The sequence below is a fragment of the Bacillus cereus ATCC 14579 genome, from assembly GCF_000007825.1.
In the GTDB taxonomy this organism is placed as follows: Bacteria; Bacillota; Bacilli; order Bacillales; family Bacillaceae_G; genus Bacillus_A; species Bacillus_A cereus.
This window is the reverse complement of sequence record NC_004722.1, coordinates 297,501-317,196: the sequence shown is the minus strand read 5'-3', so window position 1 is coordinate 317,196 and position 19,696 is coordinate 297,501. Positions and strand designations below refer to the sequence as shown.

Here is a 19,696-nt window from a genome sequence, read left to right as displayed (position 1 = left end):
TTTCTATTGTTTCGTCACAGGTGCAAATTTTGCTAACAAACGTTTAACACCAATTGGGCTTGGGAATGCAATATCTAATTCTTTTGCATCACCTTCACCTTTTACACTTACAACTGTACCGACTCCCCATTTTTGGTGGGAAGCTTTATCTCCTACTGCCCAGCCAATTTGTTCGCCACCTGTCGTCTTAGCTGCAGGGCGCGCGAAAGCTGAACGAGAGCGTGTTGTCGTTGTGATTGTCGTTTTGCCGCTACTTGCCGTTCTGCCTTTTGCACCAAACGATGTTTCACGCTTTGGCGCTGTTTCATTTAATGATTCCACTAGTTCTGTCGGGATTTCTGTAATGAATCGAGACGCAGCGTTCATACTTGTTCTACCAAATAAAGTACGCATTTGCGCGTTAGATAAATATAGCTCTTCTTCTGCACGGGTAATACCTACATAAGCAAGACGACGTTCTTCTTGCATTTCATCCTCTTCCATAAGAGAACGAGTATGAGGGAATATCCCTTCCTCTAAGCCAACAATAAAGACAACCGGGAACTCTAATCCTTTCGCTGAGTGCATCGTCATTAAAATAACTTCTTCACCAGCAGTTGGGTCTTCATCTACACGATCAATATCAGCAACAAGTGCTAAATCTGTTAAGAATGCAACAAGGCTCTTATCTTCGCTTTGAGATTCAAATGTTTGCGTAACAGATAAGAACTCGTCTAAGTTTTCTAAACGACCTTCCGCTTCTAAAGAACGTTCATTTTTCAACATATCGCGATAGCCTGTTTTTTCAATAACTTCTTCTACTAATTCTGTAACAGATAAATACTCTTGCATATTTACCCAGTTATTTAATAAATTCGCAAATTCTTTTACTGCCTTTGTAATTTTTGCACTTACTCCAACATGCTCAATTTCATCAAATACAGCAGTTAATGAAATTCCGTTTTGCACACCGTAATTAATAATTTTATCGATAGAAGTCGCACCAATACCACGCTTTGGCATGTTAATAATACGTGCAAAACTAATTTCATCATCTGGATTACCGATTAAACGTAAGTACGCCAAAATATCTTTAATCTCTTTACGGTCGTAGAACTTCGTACCCCCGACAATTTTGTACGGAATGTTAGATTTAAGGAAAATCTCCTCGACCATACGAGACTGAGCATTCGTACGATATAACACTGCAAAATCAGTATATTTTCGTTTCCCCATTTGAATATCGTCACGAATTTTTTTCGCAACAAAATACGCTTCGTCCTTTTCAGTTGCAGCACGATAATACGAGATTTTACTTCCAACTTGATTGTCTGTCCATAATTTCTTCGGCTTACGATTCGTATTTTTTTCAATAACAGCATTCGCTGCATTTAAAATATTTTGTGACGAACGATAGTTTTGTTCTAACAAAATTACTTGTGCATTCTCATAGTCTTTTTCGAACGACAAAATGTTAGAAATATCTGCACCACGCCAGCGATAAATAGACTGGTCAGAGTCACCTACAACGCAAAGATTTTTAAAACGCGCTGCCAAATGTTTAACAAGAAGATATTGCGCTTTGTTCGTATCTTGATACTCATCAACGTGAATATATTGGAACTTACGCTGATAAAACTCTAATACTTCTGGAACACGTTCAAATAACTGAATCGTGGTCATAATTAAATCATCAAAGTCTAATGAATTATTTTTCAAAAGACGTTTTTGATACTCTGTGTATACATCGCTCGTTAATTTTTCATATGGATCAGCCATTGTAATTTTTTTTGCATATTTATCCGCAGATAACAGTTCATTTTTCGCATTACTAATACCCGCTAAAATAGAGCGCGGCTCAAATTTCTTCGGATCAATATTGCGCTCTTTCATAATTTTTTTGACTACAGTTAGCTGATCGCCTGAATCTAAGATTGTAAAGTTACGATTAATACCAATACGATCGATATCCCGTCGTAAAATACGTACACACATAGAGTGGAACGTCGAAATCCAAATATCTTCTGCTTCTGGTCCCACAAGTGTATCAATACGCTCACGCATTTCACGAGCTGCTTTATTTGTGAAGGTAATAGCCAGTACATTCCATGGTGCTACACCTTTTTCACCAAGTAAATATGCAATACGATGTGTTAACACACGTGTCTTACCACTACCTGCACCTGCCATTAATAGAAGTGGTCCATTCGTTGTTTGGACTGCTTTTTGTTGCTGTGGATTTAAACCGTTTAATAATCTATCTGTCATACTCATATACGCCTGCACCTACTCTCCTTTTACTGCTTTAACTGTTTTTAACGCCGATTTTATATCATCATAAATAATATTTCCAACAACTACTGTATCAGCATATTGTGCCATTTCTTTCGCCTGTTCTGCATTAGAAATACCACCGCCATAGTATAACTTAGCTTGTTTCAATTCTGCTTTTACATTTTTAACAAGTTCAACATCTCCATACGTACCGCTATATTCTAAATAAAATATCGGTAAATGTAATAACTTGTCTGCTAAACGAGCATATGCAATAACGTCATCTTCTGTTAAATCACATTTCGCTTCTGTAAGCTGGGCTACTTTCGCTTCTGGATTTAAAACACAATACCCTTCCATAAAAATTTCGTCCCAGTCCATAATATCCCCAAATTCTTTCAATGCCTCATGATGAACACCTGTTACCCATTCTACTTTTCGGCTATTTAAAACACTTGGGATGTAATAAAAATCAAATCCTGGTGTAATTGCTTCTACATCAGAAACCTCTAATACACAAGGAACTGCATATCTACGAATGCTAACTAGCATGTGTAATACGTTATCAATTGTAACTCCATCACTTCCGCCTACAATAACCGCATCAGTTCCAGACTCACAAATCATTTCTAAATGTTCATCGCTTAACTCCTTATTTGGATCAAGCTTAAATACATGTTTCCATCCGGAAATATCGTACATGAAAACACCCTTCCTTTTCTCTAGTTATATATATTTCTGTTCAAAATAACAGTTTATTTTCATCATTATTGTTTTAACTTCATCTTAAATATTTGTTTAAAACGGAGAATTAAGTTTGGAATTACCTCTTCCATATTTTTTAAACTAGAGGATTTAATTTTGAAGTTCCTTTTATGCATTCTTTCATTATAACAAAAAAAGTTACTTACACACACGCACATTCCAACATCTTTTTCCACGTCAAATGTTGGATTACATATCCCAAAAATCAAACGGGATACTAATAAAAGAAATAGTATTATCTATTTCAACTTTCATAAAAAGGAGTGTTTTTCTAATGAAGCAAAATATCGGGACAATAAACGCTCTAATTCGAATTACACTTGGGCTTGTCCTCTTCGGATGTAGTGCAACTAAACTTGTACGCAAGCCGTGGTGCACTTGGTCTAACATTTTTCTATGGATTGGTGCAATGAAAGTTGCAGAAGGAATTGTTCGTTTCTGCCCTGTTGTTGAAATGTGGAAATTCGGAAAATACATGAATATGGGGGCATTTAAAATGCCTAGCATGAATTTTGCTGAAAAAGGACATGCTAAAGAAGAAGTGAATCAAACTTCCACTCATGACAAGCCAAAGTCAAAAGGAAGTTATGACGCTTCTGACAAAGAGATTGAGTCAGCGATTGAAAATATAATCCTGGCAAAACCGCTTTGAATCATTTGTCACGATGCAAGATGCTCTCAAAGGGACTTAGCTGCTGCAGTGGGCGGTTAAGTCTTCTTTATTTTACCATAAAACAGAACGTACATTCTCTTTTTCGGCCTTAAAATGTATATAAAAGATATCAATCAATAAAATTCAGAAAATTAGGTGCATACCTCTTGCTTAAAATGATATAAAAGTGATATCATTTTTATATCAGGAGGCGATCATATGAAAGAAAAACAAGTATTTTATGTAAATGGTTTTCTCGGTATTATTGGAATTTTGATTTTAGCTGCTATCGGTGTATTTTTCCTTGCACAAGAAATTTTCATAGGAGCGGCACTAACTATTATATTAGCCGCAGTTCTCGCTACAGGTATCGGTATTGTTCAACCGAATCAAGCGAAGGTTATTACGTTCTTCGGTAATTATTTAGGAACAATTCGTCAAAACGGTTTATTTTTAACGATTCCGTTCGCATTCCGTCAAACTGTATCTTTACGTGTTGAAAACTTTAACAGTAAAAAATTAAAAGTAAATGACGTTGATGGAAATCCAATTGAAATTGCAGCTGTTATCGTATATAAAGTTGTTGATTCTGCAAAAGCAATGTTTGGTGTTGAACATTATGATCGATTTGTAGAAATTCAAAGCGAAACGGCAATCCGCCATGTTGCAACAAAATATCCTTATGACAATTTCCAAGATGAAACCTGCGTTACGTTACGCGGAAATACTGAAGAAATCTCTGAAGAATTAAAACGTGAGTTAGAGGCGCGTCTTGAAATTGCTGGTGTAGAAGTATTAGAAACTCGTTTAACGCACTTAGCTTACGCAACAGAAATTGCCCATGCAATGCTACAACGCCAGCAAGCAAAAGCAGTATTAGCTGCTAGAAAAGAAATTGTTGAAGGTGCTGTGAAGATGGCGAAAGATTCCATCCATATGTTAGATGAAGAAGGCGTACTAGAACTCGATGACGAGCGTAAAGCAAATATGGTAAACAACTTATTAGTTGCCATCGTTTCAGATAAAGGTGCGCAACCAGTTATTAATACAGGAAGCCTATACTAAGGGCTATAAGTAATTATGGCTAAAAAGAAAAGCTTTCCATTACGTATTGATCCTGAATTACACGCAGTCATCGAAAAATGGGCAAATGATGAATTTCGTAGCGTCAATGCACACATCGAGTATTTACTTCGAGAAATGGCAAAGCAAAAAGGGAAATTAAAAAAAGATAAAGATGCATAAAAAATCCCGCTGATTCCTCAGCGGGATTTTTACATATTAACTTTTCGTCATCTCATGCCCAATTGCACGATATCCTATATCACTTCGATAAAATAGACCATCACTCTCAATTTTACCGATTTCTTTATATACTTTATCTTTTGCTTCTTGTAAACTATTTGCCTTACAAGCAACAAATAATACACGGCCACCGTTCGTTACAAAGTCCCCATGTTTCATTGCTGTACCTGCATGGAAAACAATCACATCTTGCAGTGCATCTAGTCCACTAATAATATCACCTTTTTTATATGCTTCTGGATATCCTTTAGAAGCAAGTACAACACCGATTACAGCTTCTTCTGACCATTGTAACGTTAGTTCACTTTCATCTAATACAGCGTTACATACGTCAACTAAATCATTTTCTAAGCGAGGTAATACAACTTCTGTTTCAGGATCACCGAAGCGTGCATTAAATTCAATTACCTTCGGACCATCATTTGTTAAAATAAGACCTGCGTATAAAATACCTGTAAACGAACGGTTTTCTGCAATCATCGCCTTAGCAGTTGGATGTAATACGGTTTGAATCGCTTCTTGAACTGCTGATTCTGGAATTTGTGGTACTGGAGAATATGCACCCATTCCGCCCGTATTTGGACCTTTATCACCATCAAAAGCTCTTTTATGATCTTGGGCGATTACCATTGGATGTACAGTTGTTCCATTCACGAATGCCATTAATGAAAATTCTTGTCCATCTAAAAACTCTTCAATAACGATCTTCTTACTTGCCGCGCCGAATTTCACATCTTGTAGCATTTCTTTCACAGCTTGTAATGCCTCTTCAAGCGTCATTGCTACCGTTACCCCTTTACCCGCAGCTAGGCCGTCAGCTTTAATAACGATTGGTGCACCAACTTTTTGAATGTACTGTACTGCTTCTTCATAATCTGTAAAAGTTTCGTACGCCGCAGTTGGAATATCATACTTTTTCATAAGCTCTTTTGTAAAAGCTTTACTACCTTCAATAACAGCAGCCGCTTTATTCGGACCAAATACGCGAAGTCCCTCTTCTTTAAAACAATCAACAATTCCATTCATAAGCGGAATTTCTGGTCCAACGAAAGTTAACTCAACATTATTCTCTTTTGCAAATAAAACTAATGCATCAAAATCATTTTCATCAATATCAACTGGTGTTGCAACATCTCTCATACCTTCATTACCTGGTGCTACATATACCTTTTCTACTTTTTCAGATTGTGCAAACTTCCAAGCTAAAGCATGCTCACGCCCACCGCGGCCAATTACTAAAACATTCATATTTCATCCCCCAATAATTAAATAAGTACAAACTAGAAGCTATGCTCCTAGTTTGCTTTTTCATATCAATAAAAGGTTATCTCGACCGGACTTTTTAAACATCCCTATCAATAAAGGTTTAAAAAGGAGGATCAAGAGCACCGAGCAGGTCTAGGCGCATTTGCCAGGAGAACACGGAGTGTAGTTTTCCTACATGAGTACCGCACTGGCGATGCAACGACGACATGCGAAGGTTATCTTGACCGGACTTTTTAAACATCCATATCAATAAAGGTTTAAAAAGGAGGATCAAGAGCACCGAGCAGGTCTAGGCGCATTTGCCAGGAGGACACGGAGTGTAGCTTTCCTACATGAGTACCGCACTGGCGATGCAACGACGACATGCGAAGGTTATCTTGACCGGACTTTTTAAACATCCTCTATTAGTGTTTGAAATGACGTACGCCAGTGAACACCATAGCAATCCCATAAGTATCTGCCACTTTAATAGAATCTTCATCACGGATTGATCCGCCTGGTTGAATGATTGCTGTAATTCCTGCTTTTGCTGCTTCTTCTAATGTATCTGGCATTGGGAAGAAAGCATCAGATGCAAGTGCGCTACCTTGTGCTTTTTCACCAGCTTGTGTAATTGCGATTTTTGCAGAACCTACACGGTTCATCTGTCCCGCACCGACGCCAATTGTCATGTCATCTTTCGCTAAAACAATTGCGTTTGATTTCACATGTTTTACAACTTTCCAAGCTAGTTTTAAATCTTTCCATTCTTGCTCTGAAGGTTCACGTTTCGTTGGAATTGAAATTGTACTTTCATCTAATGATAACGTATCTTCTTCTTGAACGAGAAGTCCACCTTGTACAGAAGTTAGTTTTTTGCTTGCACTTGTCGCTTTTTCAATATTTATAGTTAATAAACGTAAGTTCTTCTTACTTTGTAACACTTCTAAAGCTTCTTGCGAGAACGAAGGTGCGATAACAATTTCTAAGAAAATTTCATGTAACTTTTCTGCTGTAGCTTTATCAATTTCACGATTTGCTGCAATAATACCGCCGAAAATTGATACTGGATCTGCTTCATAAGCGCGAGTATATGCTTCGTGAATATCAGTTCCTACTCCAACACCACATGGATTCATATGTTTTACTGCTACTACTGCTGGTTCTGTAAATTCTTTTACGATGCTAAGTGCTGCGTCTGCATCATTAATATTGTTATACGATAATTCTTTACCGTGTAATTGTTCTGCGTATGCAACAGAAGAAGTTGCCGCGAATGGCGCTTTATAGAAAGTTGCCTTTTGATGTGGGTTCTCGCCATAACGTAAGTCTTGCTTTTTCTCAAATGTCACAGTTAATGTTTCTGGACTTTCTTCACCCATTTGCTCTGTTAAGTAGTTAGAAATTAACGCATCATACGCTGCTGTATGACGGAATACTTTCGCTGCTAGTTTACGTTTTGTTTCCTCTGCTACTTCACCGTTCTCTTTCAGTTCTGCTAACACAATATCATAATCTACTGGATCTACAATTACAGATACGAATTTATGATTTTTCGCAGCAGAGCGAATCATTGTCGGGCCACCGATATCAATATTTTCAATTGCATCAGCAAATGTTACATCAGGCTTAGCGATTGTTTCTTTAAATGGATATAAGTTAACAACAACAAAGTCAATTGGCTCCATACCTAATTCATTCATTTGTGTTACATGTGTTTCATTATCACGAACTGCTAATAGACCACCATGAATATTTGGATGTAACGTTTTCACACGGCCATCCATAATTTCAGGGAAACCAGTTACTTCAGAAATACCAATTACTTGTAAACCGTTTTCTTCTAATAACTTTTTCGTACCACCTGTTGAAATAACTTCAATCCCTTGTTCTAGTAACCCTTTAACAAATTCTACTACTCCTGTTTTATCTGAAACACTTACTAATGCACGCTTTTTCATTTATCCTTCACCCCTGGTTGTATGTTAGTTAACAGTTGATTCTTTCACAGACTGAACAATTTGATTCACTGTATTTACGTATAATTTATGTTCAACTTGTTGAATTTTCTTTTGTAAACTTTCTCTCGTATCCCCTTCAGAAACAACCACTGCTTCTTGCGCAATAATTGGCCCTGTATCCATACCTGCATCTACATAATGAATTGTTACTCCAGTTACTTTCACACCTGCTTCTAACGCTTGACCGACAGCATCTTTACCCGGAAAGCTCGGTAGTAATGATGGATGAATATTAATAATCTTCCCGCCGTATGCTTCTAGTAACGTCGGCCCGATTAACCGCATATATCCAGCTAAAATAACATAATCAATTTCATATTCTTCTAGCTTCTTTAATATCTCTTTTTCAAATGCTTCTTTTGACTCATATGCTTTCGCTGAAAAAGCAAAACACGGAATATGATGATAATTTGCCCGTCCAACAGCGCGTGCTTCTGGTTTATCACATACTAATAAACTAATTTCTGCATCCAATCTTTTTTCTTCTACCGCATTAACGAGAGATTGAAAGTTAGATCCGCTTCCAGAAGCAAAAACTGCTAATCTACTCATAGTGCTGTGCCCCCATTAAAAGTAACGCCAGCTCCTTGTATAGTACGTCCAATAATACGAGCCATTTCTCCTTGCTCTTCAAGAAGACGAACAACATCTTTTGCATCTTCTTCCTTCACTGCTACTACCATACCAATACCCATGTTAAAAATATTGAACATTTCTTTTTCTTCCAGTTTTCCAACTTCTTGAAGCAAACTAAAGATCGGCTGAATTTCCCAAGATCCTAGTTCAATCTCGGCACCGATTCCTTCTGGCAACATGCGTGGAATATTTTCAATAAATCCACCACCTGTAATATGCGCCATACCGTATACTTCATGTTTCTTCAATAGTTCTAAAATAGGTTTGACATAAATTTTCGTTGGTTTTAATAATTCTTCACCAAGAGGTAGTTCTAAGCGGCCATAAATACGCTCTAAAGATAGTTCCCCATCTTCTAGTAACACTTTTCTTACTAAAGAGTAACCATTGCTATGAATACCGCTAGATGCTAAGCCAATTAGCACGTGACCAGCTTCAATCTTTTCACCTGTTACAATTTTCTTTTTATCAACAATCCCAACTGTAAAACCAGCTAAATCATATTCTTCCGTAGAATACATTCCTGGCATTTCAGCTGTTTCTCCACCGATTAATGCACAACCAGCTTGGCGACAGCCCTCTGATATACCTTTGACGATGTTTTCAATTTTACTAGGTTCAGCTTTACCACAAGCAATATAATCAAGGAAGAAAAGCGGCTCTGCTCCTTGGACAACAATATCATTTACACACATTGCTACTGCATCAATACCAATTGTGTCATGTTTATCTGCCATAAAAGCGAGCATCAATTTCGTTCCCACGCCATCTGTTCCAGATACTAATACAGGTTCTTCTAATGCAAATTTTGATAGATCAAACATACCTCCAAAACCGCCTAAACCGCCTAGTACTTCTTTTCTCATAGTTGTTTGTACGTGTTTTTTCATGCGAGATACCGCTTCATATCCAGCTTCAATATCTACTCCTGCTTGCTTATATGCATTCGCCATCGTTATTTACACCTCGTCTTTTAATTTCTCCCCATCCAGGGCGGGCTATTTTAAGAAAGGAGCTAGCTTCTACATCAAAAGAAGTAGAAGCTTGTTTCACTTTTCTTATTTCATACTTTCTAAAAGCTCTTGCTCATAATCATAAAGAGCTGTTGGATAGTCCCCATTAAAGTAAGCCATGCATAGGCCACCATATTTCCCTTCATATGGACGTCCAATTGCATCTACTAATCCATCTTCGCTTAAAAATGTTAAAGAATCTGCTCCGATCATTTCACGGATTTCTTCTACTGTATGATTTGCTGCAATTAATTCTTTTCTCGTTTGAATATCAATGCCATAGAAACATGGATATTTCAGAGGTGGTGAAGCAATTCTTACGTGAACTTCTGTCGCTCCAGCTTCACGAAGCATACGAACAATTCGTTTACTTGTCGTTCCTCTTACGATAGAGTCATCAATCATAACAACTCGTTTCCCTTCAACTACACCTCTTACTGCGGAAAGTTTCATCTTAACCCCTTGCTCTCGCAGTTCCTGAGAAGGTTGAATAAACGTACGTCCAACGTAACGATTTTTAATTAATCCTAACTCATATGGAATACCTGTCGCCTCCGCATAGCCAATCGCAGCTGAAATACTAGAGTCTGGTACACCAGTAACAACATCTGCTTCAATAGGAGCTTCTGCCGCTAAACGTTTCCCCATATTCTTACGTGCTGCATGAACGTTAACGCCTGCAATATTAGAATCTGGTCGTGCAAAGTAAATGTATTCCATACTACAAATTGCATGTTCTACATCGTTTGTGAAACGATCTACGTGAATTCCTTCATCATTAATGATAAGTAATTCACCCGGTTCTACATCACGAATGTATGTTGCACCTACTACATCAAAAGCACATGTTTCAGATGCTACAACGTAAGCATCCCCCATCTTTCCAATTGAAAGCGGACGGAACCCATTCGGATCTAATGCAACGATCATTTCATTTCCAGTTAGTAAAAGATACGCAAACGCACCTTTCACTTTGTTTAAAGCTTCTTTTACACTTTCAATTAAAGAATCTTTCGTACTACGTTTAATAAGATGTAAAAGTACTTCTGTATCTGAACTAGTTTGAAAAATACTGCCCTCTGCTTCTAATTCACGACGAAGCATTTTTGCGTTAATTAAATTTCCGTTATGAGCTAACGCCATACTATGATCGGAAAAACGGAACAACAATGGTTGAACGTTAGCAACTTCACTTCCACCAGCTGTTGCATATCGTACATGTCCGATCGCTGATTTTCCATTTAATCCTTCTAGCTCACCTCTTGAAAACACTTCTGATATTAAACCTAACCCCTTGTGACCGACGATTTTTTCCCCATTATTTACGACAATGCCTGCGCCTTCTTGCCCACGGTGCTGTAAACTGTGCAATCCGTAGTATGAAACTTGTGCTGCATTTTCATGCCCCCAAATTCCGAAAACGCCACATTCTTCGTTTAACCCCTTTATTTCAGCAAGCATGGGATTGCCCCTTTCCAAGCCTTTCTCATTTCATCTACATTTGCTGTAAGTAATACTTCATTTTCTTCATTATGAATTGTTACTTCATTTGTACTTGTTACTTCTCCAACTTGGATTGCTTCTACCACTTTCTCAAACGCCTCTTTATTTTCACGTTTTACAGTTATCACGAAGCGAGACTGTGATTCAGCGAATAATGCTGCTGTTGCTTCTCCATCTAATTTCACAGTAGCACCTAAGCCTTTAGCACCAATTGCACTTTCTGAAATCGCAACTGCTAAACCACCTTCAGCAACATCATGTGCAGATTGAACAAGACCAGCTTGAATTGCTTCTAATACTTGTTTTTGGCGTTTTAATTCTACATCTAAATCGATACTTGGTGATTGACCGAAAATTTTGCCGTGAATCATTTTCTGTAATTCACTTCCGCCAAACTCAGCTTTCGTCTCACCAATTACATACACTAAATCACCAGCTTGCTTAAACTCTTGTGTTGTTACATGTTTTAAGTCATGCACAAGTCCAACCATCCCAACAGTTGGTGTTGGATATACAGCTTCACCACTACGCTCGTTATACATCGATACGTTTCCGCCGATAACTGGTGTTTGTAATGTGCGACAAGCTTCACTCATACCGTCTACTGATTTCTCAATTTGCCAGAAGATTTCTGGTTTTTCTGGGTTACCGAAGTTTAAGCAATCTGTAATTGCAAGTGGCTCTCCGCCAGAACATACGATATTACGCGCTGCCTCTGCTACTGCAATTTTACCGCCCATCTCTGGGTCTAGATAAATGTAGCGAGAGTTACAATCTGTCGTCATTGCTAATCCTTTTTCTGTACCGCGTACACGTACAACTGCAGCATCTGAACCTGGCGTAACAACTGTGCTTGTGCGAACTTGGTAATCGTATTGATCGTATACCCACTCTTTACTTGCAATTGTTGGTTGCTGTAATAAAGCGAATAACGTTTCTTTATAATTTTCTACTTTTGGCGTTTCCATTTTCATTGCTTGGAATTCAGCAAAGTATGCTGCTTCTTTTGATGGCTTATGATAAATTGGTGCTTCTTCTGCTAAAGCATCTGCTGGAACTTCAGCTACCTTTTCACCTTTATGGAATAAACGAAGCATTTTATCTTCTGTTACTTTCCCCATCGTAACCGCTGCAAGATCATACTTCTCAAATAAATCTACTATTTCTTGTTCTCTACCTTTTTTCACGACAATTAACATACGCTCTTGTGATTCAGATAGCATCATTTCATATGGTGTCATTCCTGTTTCACGCTGTGGTACATCATCTAAGTACATTTCAATACCCATTCCTGCTTTACTTGCCATTTCTGCAGATGATGATGTTAAACCAGCCGCACCCATATCTTGAATTCCAACAAGTGCATCAGATTGAATTAATTCTAAACACGCTTCAATAAGAAGTTTTTCCATAAATGGATCCCCTACTTGAACCGCTGGACGTTTCGCTTCTGAGCTTTCAGATAGTTCTTCCGACGCGAATGTTGCACCGTGAATACCGTCACGACCAGTTGATGCTCCTACGTACATTACTGTGTTACCAGCACCATGTGCTTGCCCTTTTTTAATGTCTTCGTGGTTAATCAAACCTACGCACATTGCATTTACAAGTGGATTTCCTTCATAACATGGATCAAATTGTACTTCGCCGCCAACAGTCGGAATACCGATGCAGTTACCGTATCCTGCAATTCCTGCTACTACTTCTTCGAATAAATATTTCACACGTGGTGACTGTAATTCACCGAAACGAAGTGAGTTTAATAGAGCTACCGGACGTGCTCCCATAGAGAATACGTCACGAATAATACCACCAACACCTGTTGCAGCTCCTTGATATGGTTCAATAGCTGAAGGATGGTTATGACTTTCCATTTTAAATACAACTGCTTGATTATCACCGATATCTACAATTCCAGCACCTTCCCCAGGCCCTTGTAGAACACGCTCACCTGTTGTTGGGAATTTTCGAAGCACTGGTTTTGAATTTTTATAACTACAATGTTCAGACCACATTACAGAGAATAACCCTGTTTCTGTATAATTTGGCAGACGACCTAAAATCTTTTCAACCATGGCAAACTCTTCGTCTGTTAACCCCATTTCCGCATATATACGCTCTTCTTTAATTTGTGTTGGATTTGGTTCAAGCATTAACGACATATGTTTCCCTCCACTGTTTTAAGATAGATTGAAAGACTTTTAACCCTTCAGCACCGCCAAGTAATTCATCTACAGCACGCTCTGGGTGCGGCATCATACCAAGTACATTTCCTTTTTCATTTACAATACCAGCAATATCTGAAACGCTACCGTTAGGGTTTTCTACATAACGGAATGCGATTTGATTGTTCTCTTCTAATTGTTTAAGAGTCGCTTCATCACAATAGTAATTCCCCTCACCATGCGCGATTGGAATATTAATTATTTCATCTTTTTCATATTGTGATGTAAACATCGTTTCATTATTTTCAACACGTAACTGAACAGTGCGACACATAAATTTTAAGTTTTCGTTTCTTATTAACGCTCCTGGTAGTAATCCTGATTCAACAAGAATCTGGAATCCATTACATACACCTAAAATCGGCTTTCCTTGCTCAGCAGCTTTTTGCACTGCTTTCATTGCATTAGCAAAGCGAGAGATAGCACCGCAGCGTAAGTAGTCACCATAAGAAAATCCACCTGGTAGTAGAATTGCATCATATTCATCTAAATTCTCTGTATCGTGCCAAACGTAATCTACTTCTTCGCCAAGCTCATCTTTAATTGCATGGAACATATCGACATCACAGTTCGAACCCGGAAATACTATTACGGCAAATTTCACTGTGCGACAACCTCCTCAACTTCATAACGGAAGTCTTCCATTACAACGTTCGCTAATAGTTTTTCACACATTTCTTTTACCTTGCTATCTAAATCAGATACAGATTTATCAATTGTTAGTTCCATGTACTTTCCGATTCGAACGTCTTGTACTTCTGTGAATGAAAGACTATGAAGTGCTCCTTTTACTGCTGTTCCTTGTGGATCTAATACGCTTTCTCTTAATGTTACATATACCTTAACTTTATACATGTGAAATTCCCCCTAAACGTTTTAAAATCTCTTCATAAGCATCTGTTAAATTTCCAAGATCACGACGGAATACGTCTTTATCAAACTTTTCATTGCTCGTTTCATCCCATAAACGGCAAGTATCTGGTGAAATTTCATCCGCTAAAATGATTTCTCCTTCTTCCGTTACACCAAACTCTAATTTGAAATCTACTAATCTTACACGACAGCTTGCGAAATGATCAATCAACACTTGATTGATTTGTAGAGCCATATCTCGTAATACACTTACTTGCTCTGGCGATGCAACGTTTAATACACGAATATGATCTTCCGTTACAAGCGGATCTCCTAAATCATCATCTTTGAAGTAAAATTCTACGATTGGTTCTGCAAGTACAGTTCCCTCTTCCATTCCTAATCGTTTTGAAAGACTTCCTGCAATTACATTTCTTGTGACAACTTCTAAAGGAATAATACTCACTTTTTTAACAAGTTGTTCTGTTTCAGATAACTTCTCAACAAAATGTGTTTTAATTCCCACTTCTTGTAACTTTCTGAACAATAAAGTTGTAATTTCATTGTTCAAACGACCTTTTCCTGTAATCGTCTCTTTTTTCTCCCCATTGAAAGCAGTCGCACTATCTTTGTACTCTACCCAAACCATATCTGCTGATTCTGTACGATAAATTCTTTTTGCCTTACCTTCATACAGCAATTCTAGCTTTTGCATTTCGCAAGCCCCCTGTAGTTTGAAAAATGTGAATAATATTTTTATAAAGAATGGCACAGAATGACTCTATTCTGTGCCATATGAAATTTTACGCTTCGTTTAATCCAAGGCGTTCAAAGATTGTATCAACGTGTTGCATATGATGCTCATAGTTGAAGCATTCATTAATTTCTTCTTGTGTTAACTTGCTTGTAATACGCTCATCAGCTTCTACAAGCTCTTTAAATTGTACTTGTGTTTCCCAAGCTTCCATCGCTTTAGGCTGTACGATATCATAAGCTTCTTCACGTACCATACCTTTGTCGATTAGTGTAAGCATTACGCGCTGAGAATAAATTAAGCCGTATGTTCTTGTCATATTACGTTTCATATTCTCTGGGTATACAGTTAAGTTTTTAACAATATTACCAAAGCGATTTAACATGTAATTTAATGCGATTGTAGCATCTGGTAAAATTACGCGTTCTGCCGAAGAGTGAGAAATGTCACGCTCATGCCATAATGGAACATTTTCGTAAGCTGTCATCATATAACCGCGGATAACACGAGCTAAACCAGTCATATTTTCAGAACCAATTGGATTACGTTTATGTGGCATTGCAGAAGAACCCTTTTGACCTTTTGCGAAAGCTTCTTCAACTTCACGTGTTTCACTCTTTTGTAAACCACGAATCTCAACTGCCATCTTTTCGATAGATGTTGCAATTAGTGCAAGTGTTGACATGTAGTGTGCGTGACGATCACGTTGCAATGTTTGTGTTGAAATTGGTGCTGCTTCTAATCCTAAATTTTCACAAACATATTTTTCTACGAATGGATCGATATTTGCATATGTACCAACCGCACCAGATAGTTTACCAACACGAACTGTATCAGCAGCTTGTTTGAAACGCTCTACGTTACGTTTCATCTCTTCATACCAAAGACCAAGTTTTAAACCAAATGTCGTTGGTTCTGCATGAACACCGTGTGTTCTTCCCATCATGATTGTGTATTTATGCTCTTTCGCTTTGTTAGCTAAAATGCTTACAAAGTTCTCTAAGTCTTTTAATATAATTTCATTCGCTTGTTTTAAGATGTAAGATAATGCTGTATCTACTACATCTGTAGATGTTAAACCGTAATGAACCCATTTACGTTCTTCGCCTAATGCTGGCGTTTCTGATACAGCACGAGTGAATGCAACTACGTCATGACGTGTTTCTTTTTCAATTTCATAAATACGATCAATATCAAATGATGCATGTTCACGAATTTTTTTAACATCTTCTTTTGGAATATCGCCAAGCTCAGCCCATGCTTCACAAGCTAAAATCTCAACTTCTAACCACGCTTTAAATTTGTTCTCTTCCGTCCAAATCGCACCCATTTCAGGGCGTGTATAACGACTAATCATCTTTTTCCCTCCAACAGTTGTTCTTGATGGTCCCAAATATGCAAACTCTTCGCTTTTTCTAGAGCGACTTCAATATTATCATTTAAAATATTAACATGCCCCATTTTTCGCTGTGCTTTTGCTTCTTCTTTTCCATACAAGTGTAAATAGCACCCGGTTAATCTATTCACTTGTCTTAGGACCCCTTCTATATGTTCGCCTAAAATGTTTACCATGACAACTGGTTTTAACAAATTTGTTTCTCCTAGAGGTAAATTACAGATTGCTCGAATATGTTGACCAAATTGACTCGTTTCACATGCATCCTGTGTATAGTGTCCTGAATTGTGAGGTCTTGGCGCTAATTCATTAATATAAATCTCAACATTATCTGTAGCAAACATCTCTACAGCTAGTGTTCCCACAAGTTCTAATTCATCCGCAAGTACCTTTGCATACGCAATTGCTTTTTGAGAAAGCTCTTCTGTAATGCGAGCTGGAACGATAGATTCATGTAAAATGTTATTTACATGAATATTTTCTGCTACTGGAAACACTTTTGTTTCACCACTTACACTACGAATCACAATAACTGATACTTCTTTTTCAAAAGGCACCCATTTCTCTAAAATACATTCTGCTTTATCCACAAGATTTCTTGCTGCCTCAACATCAGCTTCACTTCTTAAAACAACTTGTCCTTTCCCATCATATCCACCTGTCGTCGTTTTTAAGACGGAAGGGAATGATAACCCAGCAATTGCTTCTGTAAGCTGATCTTGATTTTGAACTAATCTATACGTTGCTACTGGTAACCCAGCCTTCTCAATCGCATTCTTTTCTGTAAAACGATTTTGTGTTGTATTTAACAACTGACTACCTTGTGGTAAGTACGCATGTTTTTCAAGCCATTGTAAACATCTATAATCAATATTCTCAAATTCATATGTGACAACATCACTTATCTCTGCTAAATGCTGAATTGCTTTTAAATCATCATATGGTGCAACAATTTCAATATCAGCAACTTGTGCACATGGCGAATGCTTTGTAGGATCTAAAACAGCAATTTTATATCCCATCTCCTTAGCTGCCAATGCCATCATTCTTCCTAGCTGGCCGCCTCCAATAATACCGATTGTTTTTCCAGGTAAAATGATTCTCGTCATACTAGCTCACTACCTTCACGCACATCTTTTTCAATCGCTTCTCGTCTCAATTCTAATGCATCATGTATATCATCATGAAATGATCCAAGTATTTGTGCGGCAAGTAATCCAGCATTCGTTGAACCGGCTTTACCAATTGCAACAGTTGCAACTGGAACACCTCCTGGCATTTGGGCGATGGATAATAATGAATCTAAGCCGTTTAATGCTTTTGATTGAACTGGAACTCCAATTACAGGAAGATTTGTCTTCGCTGCAACCATTCCTGGTAAATGTGCTGCTCCACCAGCTCCAGCAATAATAACTTTCAATCCACGTTCACGAGCCGTCTCTGCATATTCAAACATATAATCCGGAGTCCGATGAGCGGATACAACTTTTTTCTCATACGGTATATTTAATTCATCTAAAATGTCACAAGCATATTTCATTGTTTCCCAGTCTGACGTACTTCCCATTATGACTCCAACTAGTGATTTCATATTAGAATCCCCCCGATTCAAATAAAAAAAGCCTGAAATAGAACAGTTTCTCTTTTACTATGAGAGAAAGCGCTCTACTCAGGCATACGTATCCCTTGTGAATAGAAAAATACCGAGTGACTTTCCCTCATAGTCTAACGAATAACGGTCGTTAGGTAGAGACTTGCAGGCCATATCCCCGCGATTATATGAGGTCTTATATTATTGTTTCTATGGCTATATTAACAATATTTCATAAACAATGTCAATAAATAATCGAATGTTTTTTTATTAGCAGTCAATAACGTTCGTGTTTTAGTTATATTCAAAAGAAGAATTGCAACTATATACAAGAAGAAAAGGGAATTAGAATATATATTTCTAGAGATCTATTTTATGTATTTATCGTTTAAATAGCACTTCAGTATGTTTTTAATCAAAATATATACACTCTTGTATTATTATAACGATTTAATTTCTAAGGAGGATAACTGTTAAAGAAAGAACTTGGCTATTATCCTATTTATTTTTCTCTATTGCAGTAATTTCTGTAATTATTAAATATTTATTTATAGCATCTCATTATTTAAAATATATACTTATGATAGAAATAATGTGTCCTATTTTAAGTATTACTTTAGCGACATTAGGAAAATCAGGAACACAAAAAATCATTACTATTATTTTAAAGAGTCTCTACTTCATTCTTTTTTCGTCTGTAGCTTTATTAAATTTACGGATTATAGCATTCGGTAAATAAAAATAAACACAAAAAAACCTAAGTCAAAATAACTTAGGTTCTTGCTTGGCGACGTCCTACTCTCACAGGGACAAGGTCCCAACTACCATCGGCGCTAGAGAGCTTAACTTCCGTGTTCGGTATGGGAACGGGTGTGACCTCTCTGCCATCATCACCAAACTATGAAGGCATATTCCTTCAAAACTAGATAACATTGCTACATATTATATGGTTAAGTCCTCGATCTATTAGTATTCGTCAGCTCCACATGTCACCATGCTTCCACCTCGAACCTATCAACCTGATCATCTTTCAGGGATCTTACTAGCTTACGCTATGGGAAATCTCATCTTGAGGGGGGCTTCATGCTTAGATGCTTTCAGCACTTATCCCTTCCGCACATAGCTACCCAGCTATGCCCTTGGCAGAACAACTGGTACACCAGCGGTGCGTCCATCCCGGTCCTCTCGTACTAAGGACAGCTCCTCTCAAATTTCCTACGCCCACGACGGATAGGGACCGAACTGTCTCACGACGTTCTGAACCCAGCTCGCGTACCGCTTTAATGGGCGAACAGCCCAACCCTTGGGACCGACTACAGCCCCAGGATGCGATGAGCCGACATCGAGGTGCCAAACCTCCCCGTCGATGTGGACTCTTGGGGGAGATAAGCCTGTTATCCCCGGGGTAGCTTTTATCCGTTGAGCGATGGCCCTTCCATGCGGAACCACCGGATCACTAAGCCCGACTTTCGTCCCTGCTCGACT

General features: G+C 38.0%; 18 protein-coding genes, 2 rRNA genes and 1 riboswitch (1 of these 21 running past the window's edge). Of the genes, 4 read left to right on the top strand and 16 right to left on the bottom strand.

Annotated features, from left to right (window positions below; all coding sequences use genetic code 11):
* Positions 1 to 3 precede the first annotated feature (3 nt).
* Both pcrA and BC_RS01730 read right to left on the bottom strand, forming a co-directional pair.
* On the bottom strand, positions 4 to 2,253 hold the full coding sequence (pcrA, locus tag BC_RS01735) for a DNA helicase PcrA (protein WP_002164784.1): 2,250 nt from the start codon (positions 2,251 to 2,253) through the stop codon (positions 4 to 6).
* 12 nt (positions 2,254 to 2,265) lie between these two features.
* Positions 2,266 to 2,955 (bottom strand): heptaprenylglyceryl phosphate synthase, encoded by a 690-nt coding sequence (locus tag BC_RS01730; protein WP_000272099.1) that lies wholly within the window; start codon positions 2,953 to 2,955, stop codon positions 2,266 to 2,268.
* Between the two features lie 337 nt (positions 2,956 to 3,292).
* Between BC_RS01730 and BC_RS01725 the strand changes: the two genes are divergently transcribed.
* From BC_RS01725 to BC_RS01715, 3 genes are all read left to right on the top strand, one after another.
* On the top strand, positions 3,293 to 3,670 hold the full coding sequence (locus tag BC_RS01725; protein WP_000812346.1) for a YgaP family membrane protein: 378 nt from the start codon (positions 3,293 to 3,295) through the stop codon (positions 3,668 to 3,670).
* A 219-nt stretch (positions 3,671 to 3,889) separates the two neighbouring features.
* Positions 3,890 to 4,735: an SPFH domain-containing protein gene (locus tag BC_RS01720; protein WP_000660669.1), complete on the top strand. Its 846-nt coding sequence runs from the start codon at positions 3,890 to 3,892 to the stop codon at positions 4,733 to 4,735.
* 15 nt (positions 4,736 to 4,750) lie between these two features.
* Positions 4,751 to 4,915 carry a toxin-antitoxin system HicB family antitoxin gene (locus BC_RS01715; protein WP_001085171.1) on the top strand — a complete coding sequence of 55 codons (165 nt, stop codon included), beginning with the start codon at positions 4,751 to 4,753 and terminating at the stop codon, positions 4,913 to 4,915.
* Between the two features lie 36 nt (positions 4,916 to 4,951).
* On the opposite strand, the gene purD is transcribed toward BC_RS01715, so the two are convergent.
* The 12 genes from purD to purE all read right to left on the bottom strand — a co-directional run bounded on the left by purD (position 4,952) and on the right by purE (position 18,211).
* Positions 4,952 to 6,223, bottom strand: a complete 1,272-nt coding sequence (purD, locus tag BC_RS01710) for a phosphoribosylamine--glycine ligase (RefSeq protein ID WP_001101962.1) — start codon at positions 6,221 to 6,223, stop codon at positions 4,952 to 4,954.
* A 422-nt stretch (positions 6,224 to 6,645) separates the two neighbouring features.
* The gene (gene purH, locus BC_RS01705; protein ID WP_000745439.1) at positions 6,646 to 8,181 is read right to left on the bottom strand and encodes a bifunctional phosphoribosylaminoimidazolecarboxamide formyltransferase/IMP cyclohydrolase; all 1,536 of its coding nucleotides are present in this window, start codon (positions 8,179 to 8,181) and stop codon (positions 6,646 to 6,648) included.
* Between the two features lie 24 nt (positions 8,182 to 8,205).
* The gene (purN, locus tag BC_RS01700; protein WP_000088589.1) at positions 8,206 to 8,793 is read right to left on the bottom strand and encodes a phosphoribosylglycinamide formyltransferase; all 588 of its coding nucleotides are present in this window, start codon (positions 8,791 to 8,793) and stop codon (positions 8,206 to 8,208) included.
* A complete protein-coding gene (gene purM / locus BC_RS01695; RefSeq protein WP_001262439.1) occupies positions 8,790 to 9,830 on the bottom strand; it encodes a phosphoribosylformylglycinamidine cyclo-ligase in 1,041 nt (346 codons plus the stop codon). Before purM ends, purN begins: the two co-directional genes overlap by 4 nt.
* 105 nt (positions 9,831 to 9,935) lie before the next feature.
* Entirely contained in the window at positions 9,936 to 11,351 is a 1,416-nt protein-coding gene (gene purF / locus BC_RS01690) for an amidophosphoribosyltransferase (RefSeq protein WP_000879025.1), read from the bottom strand.
* A complete protein-coding gene (gene purL / locus BC_RS01685; RefSeq protein ID WP_000055555.1) occupies positions 11,336 to 13,555 on the bottom strand; it encodes a phosphoribosylformylglycinamidine synthase II in 2,220 nt (739 codons plus the stop codon). The genes purF and purL overlap by 16 nt, the downstream gene beginning before the upstream one ends.
* Positions 13,539 to 14,222: a phosphoribosylformylglycinamidine synthase subunit PurQ gene (gene purQ, locus BC_RS01680; protein WP_000666774.1), complete on the bottom strand. Its 684-nt coding sequence runs from the start codon at positions 14,220 to 14,222 to the stop codon at positions 13,539 to 13,541. The genes purL and purQ overlap by 17 nt, the downstream gene beginning before the upstream one ends.
* The gene (gene purS / locus BC_RS01675; protein WP_000278823.1) at positions 14,219 to 14,473 is read right to left on the bottom strand and encodes a phosphoribosylformylglycinamidine synthase subunit PurS; all 255 of its coding nucleotides are present in this window, start codon (positions 14,471 to 14,473) and stop codon (positions 14,219 to 14,221) included. The genes purQ and purS overlap by 4 nt, the downstream gene beginning before the upstream one ends.
* Complete coding sequence (purC, locus tag BC_RS01670; RefSeq protein ID WP_001170544.1) at positions 14,466 to 15,185, bottom strand: phosphoribosylaminoimidazolesuccinocarboxamide synthase; 720 nt, start codon at positions 15,183 to 15,185, stop codon at positions 14,466 to 14,468. The genes purS and purC overlap by 8 nt, the downstream gene beginning before the upstream one ends.
* A gap of 88 nt (positions 15,186 to 15,273) precedes the next feature.
* On the bottom strand, positions 15,274 to 16,581 hold the full coding sequence (gene purB / locus BC_RS01665; protein ID WP_000625682.1) for an adenylosuccinate lyase: 1,308 nt from the start codon (positions 16,579 to 16,581) through the stop codon (positions 15,274 to 15,276).
* A complete protein-coding gene (gene purK, locus BC_RS01660) occupies positions 16,578 to 17,729 on the bottom strand; it encodes a 5-(carboxyamino)imidazole ribonucleotide synthase (protein WP_000196775.1) in 1,152 nt (383 codons plus the stop codon). The genes purB and purK overlap by 4 nt, the downstream gene beginning before the upstream one ends.
* Positions 17,726 to 18,211, bottom strand: a complete 486-nt coding sequence (gene purE, locus BC_RS01655) for a 5-(carboxyamino)imidazole ribonucleotide mutase (protein ID WP_000839365.1) — start codon at positions 18,209 to 18,211, stop codon at positions 17,726 to 17,728. The genes purK and purE overlap by 4 nt, the downstream gene beginning before the upstream one ends.
* 110 nt (positions 18,212 to 18,321) lie before the next feature.
* Positions 18,322 to 18,423: riboswitch (purine riboswitch) on the bottom strand.
* Between the two features lie 254 nt (positions 18,424 to 18,677).
* On the opposite strand from purE, the gene BC_RS27910 reads away from it, so the two are divergent.
* On the top strand, positions 18,678 to 18,950 hold the full coding sequence (locus BC_RS27910; RefSeq protein ID WP_078214846.1) for a hypothetical protein: 273 nt from the start codon (positions 18,678 to 18,680) through the stop codon (positions 18,948 to 18,950).
* A gap of 43 nt (positions 18,951 to 18,993) precedes the next feature.
* Here the strand turns inward: BC_RS27910 and rrf are convergent.
* Both rrf and BC_RS01640 read right to left on the bottom strand, forming a co-directional pair.
* Positions 18,994 to 19,109, bottom strand: a 5S ribosomal RNA gene (rrf, locus tag BC_RS01645).
* 48 nt (positions 19,110 to 19,157) lie between these two features.
* A 23S ribosomal RNA gene (locus BC_RS01640) occupies positions 19,158 to 19,696 on the bottom strand; it runs 2,383 nt beyond the window's last position.

Excerpts from the sequence above, each read along its gene's own strand:
- pcrA (WP_002164784.1), bottom strand. The coding sequence starts at position 2,253 with ATGAGTATGACAGATAGATTATTAAACGGTTTAAATCCACAGCAACAA.
- BC_RS01730 (WP_000272099.1), bottom strand. The coding sequence starts at position 2,955 with ATGTACGATATTTCCGGATGGAAACATGTATTTAAGCTTGATCCAAAT.
- BC_RS01725 (WP_000812346.1), top strand. The coding sequence starts at position 3,293 with ATGAAGCAAAATATCGGGACAATAAACGCTCTAATTCGAATTACACTT.
- BC_RS01720 (WP_000660669.1), top strand. The coding sequence starts at position 3,890 with ATGAAAGAAAAACAAGTATTTTATGTAAATGGTTTTCTCGGTATTATT.
- BC_RS01715 (WP_001085171.1), top strand. The coding sequence starts at position 4,751 with ATGGCTAAAAAGAAAAGCTTTCCATTACGTATTGATCCTGAATTACAC.
- purD (WP_001101962.1), bottom strand. The coding sequence starts at position 6,223 with ATGAATGTTTTAGTAATTGGCCGCGGTGGGCGTGAGCATGCTTTAGCT.
- purH (WP_000745439.1), bottom strand. The coding sequence starts at position 8,181 with ATGAAAAAGCGTGCATTAGTAAGTGTTTCAGATAAAACAGGAGTAGTA.
- purN (WP_000088589.1), bottom strand. The coding sequence starts at position 8,793 with ATGAGTAGATTAGCAGTTTTTGCTTCTGGAAGCGGATCTAACTTTCAA.
- purM (WP_001262439.1), bottom strand. The coding sequence starts at position 9,830 with ATGGCGAATGCATATAAGCAAGCAGGAGTAGATATTGAAGCTGGATAT.
- purF (WP_000879025.1), bottom strand. The coding sequence starts at position 11,351 with ATGCTTGCTGAAATAAAGGGGTTAAACGAAGAATGTGGCGTTTTCGGA.
- purL (WP_000055555.1), bottom strand. The coding sequence starts at position 13,555 with ATGTCGTTAATGCTTGAACCAAATCCAACACAAATTAAAGAAGAGCGT.
- purS (WP_000278823.1), bottom strand. The coding sequence starts at position 14,473 with ATGTATAAAGTTAAGGTATATGTAACATTAAGAGAAAGCGTATTAGAT.
- purC (WP_001170544.1), bottom strand. The coding sequence starts at position 15,185 with ATGCAAAAGCTAGAATTGCTGTATGAAGGTAAGGCAAAAAGAATTTAT.
- purB (WP_000625682.1), bottom strand. The coding sequence starts at position 16,581 with ATGATTAGTCGTTATACACGCCCTGAAATGGGTGCGATTTGGACGGAA.
- purK (WP_000196775.1), bottom strand. The coding sequence starts at position 17,729 with ATGACGAGAATCATTTTACCTGGAAAAACAATCGGTATTATTGGAGGC.
- purE (WP_000839365.1), bottom strand. The coding sequence starts at position 18,211 with ATGAAATCACTAGTTGGAGTCATAATGGGAAGTACGTCAGACTGGGAA.